Annotated in this window: 14 protein-coding genes and 1 pseudogene; 14 read left to right on the top strand and 1 reads right to left on the bottom strand. The window is 33.1% G+C overall.

All coding sequences use genetic code 11. From position 1 onward, the window contains the following. Nucleotides 1–521 precede the first annotated feature (521 nt). The 7 genes from BCR21_RS03405 (at nt 522) to BCR21_RS03375 (ending at nt 6,126) form a co-directional block, all read left to right on the top strand. Entirely contained in the window at nt 522–2,240 is a 1,719-nt protein-coding gene (locus BCR21_RS03405) for a DUF6119 family protein (protein ID WP_069645102.1), read from the top strand. Between the two features lie 434 nt (nt 2,241–2,674). Next, a complete protein-coding gene (locus BCR21_RS03400; RefSeq protein WP_069645101.1) occupies nt 2,675–2,965 on the top strand; it encodes a TIGR04197 family type VII secretion effector in 291 nt (96 codons plus the stop codon). Beyond that, entirely contained in the window at nt 2,962–3,348 is a 387-nt protein-coding gene (locus tag BCR21_RS03395; RefSeq protein WP_069645100.1) for a hypothetical protein, read from the top strand. The genes BCR21_RS03400 and BCR21_RS03395 overlap by 4 nt, the downstream gene beginning before the upstream one ends. Then, complete coding sequence (locus BCR21_RS03390) at nt 3,338–4,615, top strand: T7SS effector LXG polymorphic toxin (RefSeq protein WP_069645099.1); 1,278 nt, start codon at nt 3,338–3,340, stop codon at nt 4,613–4,615. The genes BCR21_RS03395 and BCR21_RS03390 overlap by 11 nt, the downstream gene beginning before the upstream one ends. A 25-nt stretch (nt 4,616–4,640) precedes the next feature. Further along, the gene (locus BCR21_RS03385; RefSeq protein ID WP_069645098.1) at nt 4,641–5,018 is read left to right on the top strand and encodes a hypothetical protein; all 378 of its coding nucleotides are present in this window, start codon (nt 4,641–4,643) and stop codon (nt 5,016–5,018) included. A gap of 44 nt (nt 5,019–5,062) precedes the next feature. After that, nucleotides 5,063–5,476, top strand: coding sequence for a hypothetical protein (locus BCR21_RS03380; RefSeq protein WP_069645097.1), 414 nt, complete (start codon nt 5,063–5,065; stop codon nt 5,474–5,476). Between the two features lie 272 nt (nt 5,477–5,748). Continuing rightward, a complete protein-coding gene (locus tag BCR21_RS03375) occupies nt 5,749–6,126 on the top strand; it encodes a hypothetical protein (protein WP_069645096.1) in 378 nt (125 codons plus the stop codon). 329 nt (nt 6,127–6,455) lie between these two features. Here BCR21_RS03375 and BCR21_RS03370 read toward each other — a convergent pair whose 3' ends face one another. Beyond that, on the bottom strand, nt 6,456–6,722 hold the full coding sequence (locus BCR21_RS03370; RefSeq protein ID WP_069645095.1) for a hypothetical protein: 267 nt from the start codon (nt 6,720–6,722) through the stop codon (nt 6,456–6,458). A gap of 884 nt (nt 6,723–7,606) precedes the next feature. On the opposite strand from BCR21_RS03370, the gene BCR21_RS03365 reads away from it, so the two are divergent. From BCR21_RS03365 to BCR21_RS03335, 7 genes and pseudogenes are all read left to right on the top strand, one after another. Beyond that, the gene (locus BCR21_RS03365) at nt 7,607–8,146 is read left to right on the top strand and encodes a hypothetical protein (RefSeq protein ID WP_069645094.1); all 540 of its coding nucleotides are present in this window, start codon (nt 7,607–7,609) and stop codon (nt 8,144–8,146) included. Next, a pseudogene (locus BCR21_RS17330) lies at nt 8,143–8,549 on the top strand (DUF2000 family protein). The gene BCR21_RS03365 and the pseudogene BCR21_RS17330 overlap by 4 nt, the downstream one beginning before the upstream one ends. 450 nt (nt 8,550–8,999) lie before the next feature. Continuing rightward, nucleotides 9,000–9,668: a TetR/AcrR family transcriptional regulator gene (locus BCR21_RS03355; RefSeq protein WP_069645093.1), complete on the top strand. Its 669-nt coding sequence runs from the start codon at nt 9,000–9,002 to the stop codon at nt 9,666–9,668. After that, nucleotides 9,646–10,602: an alpha/beta fold hydrolase gene (locus BCR21_RS03350; RefSeq protein ID WP_069645092.1), complete on the top strand. Its 957-nt coding sequence runs from the start codon at nt 9,646–9,648 to the stop codon at nt 10,600–10,602. Before BCR21_RS03355 ends, BCR21_RS03350 begins: the two co-directional genes overlap by 23 nt. A 70-nt stretch (nt 10,603–10,672) precedes the next feature. Continuing rightward, nucleotides 10,673–12,370, top strand: coding sequence for a metallophosphoesterase (locus tag BCR21_RS03345; protein WP_069645091.1), 1,698 nt, complete (start codon nt 10,673–10,675; stop codon nt 12,368–12,370). Nucleotides 12,371–12,518: 148 nt separating this feature from the next. Continuing rightward, on the top strand, nt 12,519–12,902 hold the full coding sequence (locus BCR21_RS03340; RefSeq protein ID WP_069645090.1) for a DoxX family protein: 384 nt from the start codon (nt 12,519–12,521) through the stop codon (nt 12,900–12,902). A 317-nt stretch (nt 12,903–13,219) separates the two neighbouring features. After that, nucleotides 13,220–15,058 (top strand): beta-glucoside-specific PTS transporter subunit IIABC, encoded by a 1,839-nt coding sequence (locus tag BCR21_RS03335; RefSeq protein ID WP_069645089.1) that lies wholly within the window; start codon nt 13,220–13,222, stop codon nt 15,056–15,058. The last annotated feature ends 31 nt before the right edge of the window (nt 15,059–15,089 follow it).

Genomic DNA, 15,089 nt, shown 5'->3' with positions numbered 1-15,089 from the left:
CATCAAATGTATGAAGAGTTAAATAAATTTTCAAAAAGTAATAATTTTACATTCTCGGCTTATTATGATGATTTTAAATGTTCTTCTGATAAGTTTATTCATACTAATAAGCTTAGGGAAGCAATTGCAATAATAGAAAAAATATGGTTTAAAAGTCGATAAGAAAAAAAACTAGGTTGACAATATGTAATCATACACGAATTACAAGCGTAATTATTCATGAAAATACTAAAAAATGACTAAAAAACTTAATGAAAAGATTTGTGATTACTATATATTGTTACTTGAAATGGATAAAGATCCAAGTAATTTTATTCAAGATGAGTTTATTGATACTTGTAATAGGTTTCAAGGCTGCATAGCAGTACAATCTATAGAAAAGTAAAGAAATATGGAACATTACAGGCATGCATTGCGTTATAAAAGAACTAAATTTGATGTTCCTGTAGAAAAGAAACATTTATATTTTAAAAAAATAAAAATTAATATTTACAAATAAAGTGATATAAGGAGATGAAAAAATGAAACTTATACTATCTAAATGTAAGGAAAATAATTTTTCTGAGGTTTCTAGAATACTTAATGAAAATGATTATATACAAATAGGGGATAGTAGAATTGAGCCACAAAATAATTTGGAATTGTTTCTCTTTTTTGAAAGTCATGAAAAAGAGCAGGTAGACTGGCTTTCTGAATTATTGCATTTCTTTAATGTTAGTGAAGAAGTCTATGAAGAGCATAATATTCTAGATGATACTTTACATCAGTATAATGCAGTTATTATACTGAAAACTCCAAATAACTTATACGCACATTCGTTAAGTCAAGGATTTAGAGTTCTTGAAAAGTTTATTGATGAAGAATTTGGTTTGAAATTTGCTGAGAAGACAATAAAAAATGAGCATATTACTTTAAAAAATGTGAGTTATATTCAAAAAAATAAAATGAAAGGCATTACTAATTATAAGAAAGATCAAGGAGAATTTCCTAAAGCGAGTGAAAGTTATGCTTATGTAAGTGGAAAACCAGATTTTGATTTTTATGGAAATTCTATTGATTGTGGAACTGGTGTATCTTTTCCAAAAAATTTTGATATAAGTAGTACAGAAGGGTTTTATCAATTATCTGAATTATTAAAAAATGTAGATGAAGCTTTAACTTTAAAAGATAATAAATCGATTTTACCTAGAAAGAAAAGACTTGCGAAAAAATCTCAATTATCTGGATTATTGGATGAAGAAGTCATAGAGAGAATAGTGAATAATACTAATGAAATAGGTATAGCTTTGGATGTGAGTAAAATTCACTTAGTAAATAATTCGATTAATATATATTCGGAGAACAATCATTTGGAACTATATGTCAGTAACCATTTGAATGAAACGAAAGAAGAGCTAGAACCTTACGATGGTTCTATACTAGAATACATTCGTAAGTACAATGAAAGAATAACTTCTTTAACGGATATTAAAATTAGAGTGACTAATCATGAATATCATGTAATTGAAAGTCGTCCATTAAAAGAATGGATTTATTGTGAATTAGAGTATAAGAATATGTTGTATACTTTGGATTCAGGGTTTTGGGGATATTTTAACGATAAATTTTCAGAGTTATTAAGGAAGCAATTGGAAGAGATAAATAGAGTTATTGAGTATAATGATGAGTTTAATATATCCTATTCTTCTGGTGAAGGACGGCTAAAAGGAGAAGGTGGGTATATTGAAAAACTAAGTGAGAATAAGAATTATATAAAGTTACACCAAAGAAACATTAATTACAACGGAGTTCCAATAGAAATAGCAGATGTATACAAGAAGGATACCAAAGAGTTAATAGCAATTAAAAGAGGAATGGATACATCAAATAGTATGTATAGTTTTGAGCAATCTATCTTATCACTTCAATTATTGAGAAATACTACTGAGTTTGATGTAGAAGAAGAGTTGTCAAAATATAATGATAGAAAAGTATATGCAGATAAGGAGAAATTCCCTAATATTCAGAAACCAACTATTGGAAAAATTTTAGATTCGAGAATTTCCTCAGTGCTATGGTTACAAAGTAAAACAAAATATGTAAAGATGACAGAAGAAAAAACATTTGATTTCAATCAAATAGGTTCAGTTCTACTAAAATTAAAGATTGTTGATTGGTATAGTTCAGTATTGGAAAATAATTTTACACCAAAGATTTATATGGGGCAAGATCATCAAGTTAATAAAAAAAGTCAATCTTAGTAGACTGACTTTATATTAAATATTGCTCCCAATAACATATTCTAAATTGACCAGATTTTGACCATCTTAATTTGACAATTATTGATAACTATTGACTAATTGAACTACGATGAGTGAACTTAATTATTTGTTTTGACAATGAATGACATTGGTTGAGAAGCCGATTCCAATATGGAAGGGTCTGTGGGTTAACCCTTTAATATGTGCTAGGAATACTGATATATCAGTGTTCCTAGCTTTTTAATTTTAGTTGGATTATAAGATGGTCTGTATTTTCACTCATTTAATAGTCTATGTACATGATTAGTTATAATTTCTTTATTTATATATTAAGTATTCAAGTATATTTTCTTTTTAATCCATTTATCATATTTATAATTTATCTAGTATATGATAAACTAAATTAGACAATAAGATAAATGAATAGGAACAAAATGTCTATAAATAGTAATTCAAGTATTGCTAGTGGTATTTCGGCTTCTTTTAGTCAGTCTGTTAGCGCATTAAATAGTATAAGTGTTTCTGTAATGGCTTCTAGCACCAATGTTTCAGGAAACGCCCCAGCTGTACAATCTCTCAATAACTACCAACAAGGATTAGCAGCATTATCTACCAGTGTTGTTTCAGCTGGTGATAACATTCATTCCGTTGCGAAAGAGTTTGAACGAATCGATCAAAATATTGCGCAATTGACAAAATTTAATTTTCCAGGAGGTTTGTCATGAGTGAAGCCCAGAAACAACAAGAATTTGATCAAAAAAATTATCATTTCAGGATTCGTTTAGAACAACTTCAAGAGGATCAGTTAGATATTAGAAAAGAGCAACACTACATAGAAGAGCAACAAGAAGAATTTTTTCAGCTACAACAACAAGAACAAGCGGCCTATGATTTTGTCTTAGGTAATTGCGAAGCAGAAGAACGAGCCTTTTTTGAAGAAAGAGGAGATGAGAGCCTTCATCTTGCTAAAAAAGCGCAACGAGAATTTGATGAACAACTTCTTCAGCTAAAAAAAGATGAACGGACGTTGTTTGATCAAGAAGAAAATCTAAAGGTAGAGCAACAAGCTTTTTGGAAGAAACCAGAGGAAAAAGAAAATGGGGCTTAAATTTTACGTGAGCGAAGCACAGGCACGATCAGTACAAGCTTCTCAATTGACCAATCAAGCAAATCAGGCTATTACATCATTACAAGCGAGCATTCAACTCTTTTTATCTGCGCCATTATCAAGTAAGGCCTATGATTCAGCGAAAAATTATTTCATGGTCGCTTATACACCTTTATGTCAATCTGCTATAATGACAGGTGAAGCGTTGGAAAGTGCGCATAAAAAGTTTCTTAGTGAATATCAAGGAACAGTAAGTGGGATTGATACAGATGAAGATTTAATCCTAGAAGAGATTAATCAATTTGAGCAGTTAAAGCAGCGTTTAGATCACCAAATGAGTACGGCTAAAACACCACGACCAGACTTAGAACGGAGATATATCAATGCCTGTGAAAGTATTGATAAACGTCGAGAGAAATTAGAAAAGTTTCATGCCTACGATGGTCAATCAGCAAGTTTCTTTTCAGATTATGAAGCGAGTCAGCAAGAATTCAATACAGGTTTGGCACAGGTCGCCAACTCTAAAGCATGGAATCCAGCAACAGGTACTTTTGATTTGAAACGTTTAGACATGACATGGGCAAAACCTATTCATACACGTTGGAAGCAACGTGAAAAAATGAAACAACAAGTGAAAGATGCACGAGTAAAACAAGCAATTGGTAAGTTGAACGGGTACGAAATCGTTAAAATTGAACTGGGTTATTGGTATCTAATGAAAGACGGCAAAATTGTTTCACCAGATAAATACCCAGAACTCTATGAACAATTAGAAAAGTGTAAAGATTATTTAAATAAAGATCAGTACAAAGTTGAAGAATTAAAAGTGATGAAAAATGAAATGCCGCTTGCTCCTGGATTTGGTGGTATATTAGGAAATCTAGGAAAGGCTGGAAAAATAGCGGATGTTATTAAAAAAGGGAGTGGAGTGCTTAAAGCAGGGCAGTCTATTTCGGATATAATAAATAATGCACCTACTATCAATGCGATGGATGAAACGGCAGATCTGGATAAGAGCAGAGAAAGTGGTGAACCGGCTAAAAAACATAAAGAGCTAGAAGTTGGAGAACGGAGATTAGAATCAACTGGAGAGCCCAATTCTTCAACTGACTTATTGAATCCAGATGGCTCTGTAAAGAGAAGAAGATATTATGGCCCAGACGGAAAAGCAGTGGAGGACATAGATTATAACCATACAGATGATGGAACACACGAGTTTCCACATAGACATCAGTGGGATTGGAATAAGGTACCACCAAGACAATAAGTATGTATAAGGGGAGAGATATAATATGAATACAATTCATGATTATGAAATAGAAAGATTTACAGTAGAATTTAAAAAAAATACAATATCAATAGATATATCAAGTGAACAAAGGCAAAAACAAATCGTATTTCAAGAAGTATTTTGCTATAAGTTTTATGAAGAGATGCCATATAGTATTATTTCAGATTTAGAAGAAAGGCCAATAGAAGATTTTTTTAAAGAAAATAAAGAATTGCTAAATCAAACGAAAAATTATGCTTGGCCGATAATGTATGACTCAATACAAGAATTGGTCAATAAAATTAAGGATGCTGATGTACACTATCAGGTATTATCATCTTCATATGGAATGAATGGATGGGTTTTAGCTAAGCGAGTAGAAATTATCGATCTTAATTAACCTTTATTAACAGTTCTTCCGCTAAAAAAGGAGGTTAAAATATTATGGAAAAATGGATAGATAGATTTTCTGGATTGATACAGCACTGTGGACACGACTATTTGGTAAGTATTAAAAGTGGTGACATGGACGGTTTGATTCTAGAATTAGAATACAGAAAAGATGAAAAGGAAAAGGTTGTAATTGATTTTTTCGCTACTAAAGCTATGCGAGTTGCTGATGAGGGCATGTATCTCAGAGGAATCTTCTGTGATGAGGAAATTGAAAAATTTAAGGGGCAAGGATTTGAAAGTGTTATTTATGAGATGCAAGATGGAGACTTCGGAAATCTTATAAAAAAAACCAGTGGAGGCTTATATGAGCACTTAAATATGAAACACTATATAATAATCACTCTTAATTTTGTCATTGAAGTTATAAGTGAAATGGATCCTGATATTACAATTTTGAATAAATGATAAAGCGTATTATTATGAATTGGGACAGTAAAAAAGAGGCTAGCACCAATGAGAATTTTATTGAATAACAAGACAATAAAAGCCACCGTCAGCACATTTGATCAAACTGAAAGCTATTTTGTATCCGTATGATATCATTGTTTTACATTAGTTATAAAAGATTATGTATCTTTACTGGTATGTTTATACTAGTTTAGAATGGTTAAATCTCCCAATATCTCTATTTTTAGTAAATCGGGAAAAAGTTTAGTTGGAAAAGGAGAATGGTAGATATGAACAATGTGCATGATTATATAATAAAAAGTTATACTGTAAACTTCGAAGAAAAAAAGATAATTTTAGAAGTAAGTAATGACATAAAGGAAAAACAAGTAGTATTTCATAATATTTTTACTTATAAATTTTATGATGAAATGCCATATAGTGTGATTTTAGATTTAGAGGAAAGACCACTCGATAATTTTTTCTCAGAAAATGAAGAGTTATTACAGCAAGGAGAAAAAAGTGCATGGCCCATAATATATGATTCTTTCGGAGAACTGGAAAATGAAATCAGAAATGCAAATGTAGCTTATCAAGTTTTATATTCTTCATATGGAATGAATGGATGGGTTTTAGCTAAGCGAGTGGAAATTATTGATGTTAAGTAATTTTTATTAATAGTTCTGGCATTAGAGATAGAACAGGGACTTAAATAGTAAAAACCAGAAATCTTAAATTAACAAGGTTTCTGGTTTTTACATATTAGCCCAGCAGACGAAGTTAGAAATCCTGGCAAGCTATCCAACGGTGAAATCGTGGAAACAAACTTTAGTTCGGAAACGATTCTTTCTATTATTAAAATAATCGCCACTGAATATAATATTTTTGATGATCTAAGTTATACTATTTGATATATGAATAAAATATAATTATTCAAAACAAGTATATACTCTTTTCTGTTTAAGAAAGTGAAGAGTATATACTTGTTTGCATTAAACTAAACTTTCCCTCTCTGAATCATCCTCGCTACAATCTCTTCACTCTCCTTCAAAACCTCCTCAAAATCCCCAGAAAAAACCTGATACAACTGCTGACAAGCATAATAACGCATCCGCATATCCTTCTTATTCCTCGTAACCTTCCCATCAAAAAACTCATCCAAATAAACCAACGACTTCTGCCAAGACCGAAGCTTGATCAACTCACTCCGCACATCCAAAATATCCTGATAAGGTACCGCCTTCAAATTCTGTTCTTTACTCATCACTACACATCCATTCCTATTTTTTTGAAAAACCAACAGGAAAATAAAAAACGATCAGACCTATCTGTGCCTCATCGTGTGCAATAGTTCGCCAAAGAACACATGAAATCGCCAAAAAGATGAAAGAATCTAGCAAAGAGACTAGTAAAATCAATCAAAATTAAGTACAATAAAACATGCGAGTACTTCGGTACGCGCTATCGGCAACTCGGATAAGCAGTTTGTGGCTGTTTAATCGGGGCCTTGCAACGTGATTCCAGTCAGGTTGTAAGGTGCCGTTTTTTATTTTTCTATTTTTAAACTTGTACATCGCTACGTTTCATTATCACCACCATCGATAAAAATCAGACCTAGAATAGAAACAAAAAAGGCATTGGCGCAATGTCCAATACCTGAATAAGTCAATAGTACCTTAAAGAAACCTAGCAATCCTTTCTAGTGGTAGCTCAAAAAGAGTCACAACAAAAAAGCTAGTGATTCATTTACTATTGGCAAACTGATGTGGACAGTTTTTGAAGATTTCAAGACCATTTCCGTTCGGTTCCAGCCAAACAAAAAGGTGCCAAGGATTAAATTGTCATAAAGTTGAGTGATGTTCTGAATCAGGACTTACTCAGCTTTTTTATTTCCATTCTATACACTAAGTATAAATAAAACGACAGCGAGAATCAAGGCGAACAGAGAAAAAAGCGAACGATTTATTCATAAATCTTCAAACAGGTAGTAATTCAGATTAAAATGGCTAACCTAAGAAAGGCTATACTTATCTTGATAAAAGCAGAAATTTATTGACTTATTAAAATCAAATTGGTATATTGAGTAAAAAATAATAATTTGATGTGAAAATGCAGAATTTTCTGTGATAAAAGGAGAGGTGACGAACAATGATTTTAGGTACGTTGGGAAATGAATTGAGCCAATTAACGTGTAGCATGCATATCGCTAAAGAATTAAGTACAGATGATGAATTAAAAGGATTTTCAAGCTTTGAACGAGCAATTGAATCATTAAAGAAAAATACGATTCAAAAGGTTTTGATTCCAGGAGCGTATCCAGATATTAATAAATTTATTATGGATAATGATTTAGAAGTATACAAAAGTTTTGTAGAAAAAATACCAAGCTTAGTATTTGCAAGCAATTCCAAGAAACCAAAAGAGTGTAGCGAGTTATTTTTGCATAAAGCGACTAAAAACTTAGTAACAGATATTCCAAGTATCTCATCTGTCACAAAGTTAACGTACGTGGATTCAAATGAAGAAGCATGTGAAAAACTTATTATGAATAATCAAGATCAAAGCTTTACAGCGTGTATTACAAACTCGTTATGTGCCGAGTATTTTAATTTAAAAATCCACACAATTCTTAGAGAAGGAATTTCCATGCCAGGGGCAATTTTTAAAATAAAGGAGAATAATAAATGAAGCGAACAGCAATAATAATTAATAAAAATCTTCCTTTCGGAGAACAAGCAAATGTGATTGCTATTGTATCAGCCGCTTTAGCAAATGCTACTGAAGATATGATTGATTCAGAAAAAATAATTGATTTAAATGGTAACAAGCATGCAGCTATAAAAAAAGCTTAGTTATTTTAAAATCTAATCCAACAGCACTGTTGACACTTACTGAAACTGTGAATGAGATAGACGATATTGAATCTGTCGTATTTACAAGTAAAGGACAACGTTTAAATAATCAATTTTCTGACTATAAAATGGAAATCTCTACTAATGAATTGAAGGACTTAGAGCCAGTCGTTGTTGCATTGTATGGAGAAGATGAACAAATCAGAATGTTAAGCAAAAAATTTAGCTTATTGAGTTGAGTTAGAACACAATGCTTATAGTATTCCTTGGATTTCGAGAATGCTGATCGCATAGTTGAAGAATTCGAAGTTATCTTTAATTGATGAGAAAACTGGAGGAGTGGCACAAATATAATATTCTTGAATCTCTTATTATGTCGAAAAAGTATAGTATATAAATAAACCGACAAATGAGAATGATTCTTCCAATAATTTTAAAAATAGAAGACCGAAAATCCTCTTTACGATTTTCGGTCTTCTATTTTATGTTTTAAGTGATTGAGTTAATAAAATGCTAAATATTTACATTATTGTAGTAAGTTAATTTATTTTTGACGACAAGGTGAATTTGTATGTGATATAAAACTCAATAAAATCGGAGTATATAATTACACATAATTTGACATTCCTCAAAAAAAGCGTATGATAAAAACATACCGATTGAATGTTTTTGAAAAGAGGAGAGATTAGATGCCTAAAAAATATACAGCAGAGGAAGCTAAATCATTAATTCTAGATGTTTCAACAGAATTGTTCATAGAAAAAGGCTATGAAAAAACATCTATTTCCGATATCGTCAAAGGTTTAGACGGTTTAACTAAAGGTGCCGTTTATCACCACTATGCATCTAAAGATGAGATCATAGATGCCGTCGTCAGACGATTTATTCCCAATGAAACTGCCTTAACAGCAATTATGGAAAAAGATAAATTAAATGGATTAGAGAAAATTCAAGCTTTGTTATTTGAAGGAATGTTCAATAGTGAGGCCAGTCAATCGCGAAGCCTTAGTTTTACGTTATTAGATAATCCTAAATTCTTTTCAATGTATATTCGAACGACGAATGAAATTATGGCACCATTAGTAGAAACCTGTTTGATCGAAGGAAACAGCGATGGATCAGCCACAGTTGATCAACCGAAACAAATGGCTGAATTAGCGATCTTGATTTTAAGTACATGGTTTATTCAAGCCTTGTTTCCAAATACAGTAGAGACCTTTTTTGAAAAATTAATGTCTGCCAAAACAATGCTTGAAAATAGTGGAATGCCAATTATCAGTGATGTATTTTTAGAGCAACTTGACCAACAAATTATGATAAAGGCGGCAGAACTAAATGACCAAACAACTGAAAACTAAATCACTAGGCATCAGACTATTAAAAGGACTCGGCAAAGTAATCATAGGTATAATCACCATCCTAATTGTGTCCTTAGTGATTACCTTTACAATTCACCAGATAAGTTTGAAAAGTGAAGCAAAACGAATTGAGTCTTATGGTGAGAAATTAAGAGTCTTTGATGGTGAGATGAATGTTGTCGATGAAGGTAAAGGACAGAAAACGATTTTACTTTTACCTGGGCAAGGAACAGCCAGTCCTTATTTAGATTTTAAACCGATGATCGATGAGTTGAAGAAAGAGTATCGTGTGGTTACGATTGAGCCATTTGGCTATGGCTTAAGTAGCCAAACAAATCGACGTCGTAGCGTTGAAAATATTGTGGAAGAAATCCACGAAGTGGCCAAAGAACTGAACATTTCTAAATACACATTGATGGGACACTCGATTGCAGGTCTTTATGCGGTGAATTACGCCCAAGTTTACCCAAATGAAATGGAAGGTTTTGTGGGAATTGATTCCAGCACACCAGAACAACCTTGGCCTGGTATTGATATGTCAGTCTTCGACTTCTTAAAAACAGCAGGTGTTTTTCGAGCGTTAATCAAAGTTAATCCAGAAGTGGGGCTGGGAGTGAGTCAAAATAATCCTGACTTTGAACAGATTAAGTTATTGACAATGAAGAACATGAGTAGTCCAGCGATGAAAGATGAACTTCAAGAATTAAGCAATAGCTTCCCTGATTCTCGTGGCTTAACCTATCCAAAAAATATGCCGGTTTTATTATTTGTTGCAGATAATGATATGAATCAAAAAAATTGGCTTGAGATGCATCAAGATCAAGTGAAAGGTTTAGACAAAGGAAAATTGATTCAATTACCTGGCGCCCATTATTTACACCACACGCAAATGGAAACAATCGTAAAAGAAACAATCAATTTTTTGAATAACTGACAGAGTTGAGGAATGACTATGAAAAAAATAGGAAAAGAACAGTAGAATTAATGAAGTAGGTGATCCCATCATGAAATCAAAAAAACATAAAAATTTTCTATCTATCGAGGAGCCAAAGCCAGTTTTACCTTCCAAAACTGAGGGGATATTACCTTCAGAACTTACGACTCGCTTTGATTTGTACCCAGAAAACAAACGAAGACCAGTCAATAAAACAATATTCAAAAATGATTATTTCCAATTAACCTACAATATGAAAGAAAACTCGCTGGATATATCCTCTAGAGGTGACCTTATCTATTCAGCAATCCCATATGATACGGCTAGAAATTATATCCAACGCGCAGCAATTCAATATTTGTTACAACCAAAAGAAGTTCGTCAATATATCCAATCACATCAAGCTAATCTAGAAACTTATCTTCAGCTAAGTATTTTTCAAGTGACAAACAAACGAGTAAACAAGAATTCTTCTAAAATTGTTCAAGCATATAATGCCATATTCGAAGATCCTCTACTTGAGATTCAAGTTTTGGGACGCTTATTGCAGCATGATGAAACTGGCGCGCTTTCAGCTAATCTTGCTGGGAAGTTTTTATATAGTGAGAATATGAAAACAGGAATATCCGGCTATGTTTCAGAATATCTTAATTTTGTTGTTCAGCTAACACAGACTCTACCGATAATGACGGATGGAAAAAGCATACGACTACTAGAATCGGTTTTACAAGATAGTTCTATTTCGGATAGACATTTAACGTTTGAATCAGATATTAAGCCAGCGTTAGAGCTATTACCTCAGGGCGTAAAACAATCAATAGAACATTCAATTGTTATTGGGAAGCAATCAATACCTGCAACTAATAAATTACTTTTAAGATCAGAGTTTGGTCAAGAACTATCTGAGGTTAGGAAAAATTACGTTGCTCATAGTGTTGATCCTAGAGAATTGGAACAATATTTTGAAAATGTTCTTCCAACAGAAAATACAAATTTAGTAAATGTTGTTTCTGACGTTCATGTGTCAAATGGAAAACTTCCATTTATGAATAAAAATTTCAATATCATAGTCGGAGATTTGGCAGACTCTCCTATAGTAGATGAAAATATTGAAGGGGTCTATGTTATAGGAAATCATGAATTAGCTAATGTATTGCCAAAGAGCGATGTCAAAGGAAACAAGGAATGGGAAAAGTGGCAGCCATTTTTTAAAGATAAGTGGTTTCAAGAACTTATGAGAAATCCAGATGATTCTTGGAACAAGCTGCCTACAGGAAATCATATCTTTTATGAATGTGTAAAAGCTGAACTCGAAAAACGATTTCCTAAAATGAATGTGTTAAATAATAGTAGTATTATCCATGATGGTATTCGTTATATCGGACTGACCGTCCCAGTTGCACTTGTGAAACGAAAAAAAGTACAACAAAAGTTTATTCTCAATGCATTGGAATATCTATTAAATAACGATTTTACCATGCCCACAGTAATTGTTTCACATGCGCCGTTGTTTAATGAACTGAGTATGCTTTCACCCGCGAGCAACGCGTATAAAAGAGCTTATGTTTGTTCAGAACCTAAAATCGAAAAATTATTTGAAACATATAACATAATTGGCGCTATTCATGGTCATTATCATATACCGGCATCTTTAGGACGATATAAAATGGTAACATTTGCAAGAAAAGAGTTATTTGTTGTTTGCTCAATTTATTCTAAAATGAATACTGGGTTTGAACTCACAAGTTTACTAAATCATGAGGATTAGAGAATAAGATAAATACTAGTATTAAGCACTTAGCGATGCAGCTAGGTGTTTTTTTATTTGGAAAAGTGAAGTTTTTTAAACTTACTTATTGTAAGCAAGTTTTTTGTATGATAGAATTAACCATCAACTAAAGGAGGGTACAAAATTAATGCAGTTAAAAAGCGCAACAAGCACGAGCATGTTATTAATAAGAATAGCATTAGGTATTACGATGGCAATGCACGGTATAGCAAAGTTTTCAGATCTGAAAGGAACAACTGACTTCTTTGTTAGCTTGGGTCTACCATCTTTTATGCCTATAATTATTGCTCTGATAGAAGTAGGCGGTGGTATTTTTATGATTATCGGTCTATTAGTACCATTAGTTTCACTAGGATTTATCGCTATTCTTGGCTCAGCTATTTTTATGTTAAAATCAGGCAGTGGTTTTGTTAATGGATATGAATTAGAGTTACTACTAATTGTTGTGTCAATTGCTTGTGGTTACTCACATTTCAACAAAAAAATTGTTCAATTCATTCCACCAGCTTAATTTAAAATAGATTGAATATTAATTAAAATAATAACACAAAGCAAACAGTAAATTAGACGATATTCTGATTTACTGTTTGTTTTTATATAAGGTCACATTATTACTATTTTATTTTCATGGTTGCGTTTCCAAAATTTCTATGCTACTATAAAGTCAATCAATAACAGGCATGTGACTGGTAATGCAGGCAGGACCTAAATAAAGCATTTTTCAACAGAAGGAGTTTTACTCTGATGAATGTTTTATTTAGTTTCTGTCTGTTTTTTTGCGTAGGATGTGGCCAATTCTGCGTAACTAATTATAAAGGGGAAATAGCGATGAACTACAAAGAAACTGCTGCGTCGATTCTAACTTTGATCGGCGGAAAAGAAAATGTCTCACATCTTGAACACTGCTCGACGCGCTTGCGTTTTACGTTAAAAAATAATGATTTGGTAGAAACCGAAAAACTTGAAGAAGTAGACGGTGTGATCGGGGTGCGTCAAAATGTTCAATGTCAAGTGATTATTGGAAATGATGTGGTAGAAGTTTACGATGAAATGAAGGCTCTCTTAGGTGAATTACCTCAAGATGATGGTCCTAAAGAAAAACAAAAATGGGGAGCAGTGCTACTAGATTTTGTTATTTCTATTTTTCAGCCGCTCATTCCAGCGATTGCTGGCGGAGGCGTTTTAAAATCATTATTATTACTCGCTTCTGTAACTGGGGTGATAAGCGATCAAAGCCAAACATACCAAATTCTTAATTTGATTGGTGGAGCGCCATTATATTTTCTTCCGATCTTAGTTGCAATGACAACAGCAAATAAATTAAAAGTAAATCAACTAGTTGCAGTATCGGCAGTGGGTGCTTTGATTCTGCCAGATTTAACGACTATGTTGGCAGAAGGGACGAACTTTCTTGGTTTTGGTGTGACGAATATTGCTTATGCATCACAAGTTTTTCCAGCAATTTTAACGGTATTGTTTTATGCACAAGTTGAGAAGCTTTTTACCAAATATTCACCGAAGCCGATTCGGATTTTCTTTGTACCAATGATGAGTTTACTGATTACAGTGCCGGTTGCGTTACTGATTTTAGGTCCATTAGGTTATAATGTCGGAACCGTGTTTTCAACAGTTATCATTTGGTTATATACTCATTTTGGTTGGGTTGCGACGGGTGTGTTAGCAGCGATTCTGCCATTTATGGTGGTCACAGGGATGCATAAAGCGATGATTCCTTATGCGGTATCTTCTATGAGTGAAATCGGAGCGGAATTACTTTATTTACCAGCTTCTCTTGCTCATAATATCGCTGAATCTGGTGCATGTTTTGCAGTAAGTATCAGGACGAAGGATCAAAAATTACGATCTATTGCAGTATCGGCGGGGATTTCTGCTCTATTCGGGATTACAGAACCTGCTTTGTATGGTGTGACAATTCTAAATAAACGAGTATTATATAGTGTAATGTTTTCAAGTTTAGTTGGCGGTAGTTTTGCAGGAATCATGGCGATCAAAGCATTTGCGTTGGTTGGACCTGGTTTAGCAAGTATCACAATGTTTGTAGATAAAGCCAATCCAATGAACTTGATCTGGGCATTTGTTACGTTAGGAATCTCATTTGTTGCTGGATTTTTGTCTGTCTTATTTGTGTACAAAGATGAGGTGGCTTTAGAAGAAGCAGATGGTATGGAAATTATTTCTGGGGCAGGTACAGAACAATTGGTCAGTCCGGTTGCTGGTAAAGTTATCTCTTTGACTGAAGTAAATGATGATGTTTTTTCAAGTGGGTTGATCGGTGACGGTCTTGCGATCATTCCGGAAGATACTATTTTGGTCGCGCCAGAAGCAGGAGAGATCACCATGGTTTTTGAAACAAAGCATGCATTAGGTTTAAAAATGAGTAATGGGGCTGAGATTCTTTTTCATATAGGTCTTAATACCGTGCAATTAGGTGGCGAGGGATTCGAAGCTTTTGTAAAAGTTGGCGATAAAGTGATCAAAGGGCAAAAGTTGATTGCTTTTGATTTAGCTAAAATCAAGGATGCCGGGTTTGACCCAACAATTGTTTGTGTTGTAACGAATAAAGAAGCCTATCAGGTAAATGCTTCTCACCATTCAGAAATGGTGACGAATCAGACAGATATATTGTCAATTGCTCCAATTATATAAATAAAAATAACTGTAAGGGGCTTGTCCCTAA

It is taken from the genome of Enterococcus ureasiticus (assembly GCF_001730285.1).
In the GTDB taxonomy this organism is placed as follows: domain Bacteria; phylum Bacillota; class Bacilli; order Lactobacillales; family Enterococcaceae; genus Enterococcus_L; species Enterococcus_L ureasiticus.
Note: the sequence above shows the minus strand (reverse complement) of the source record. Positions and strands in the feature narration are given on the sequence as shown.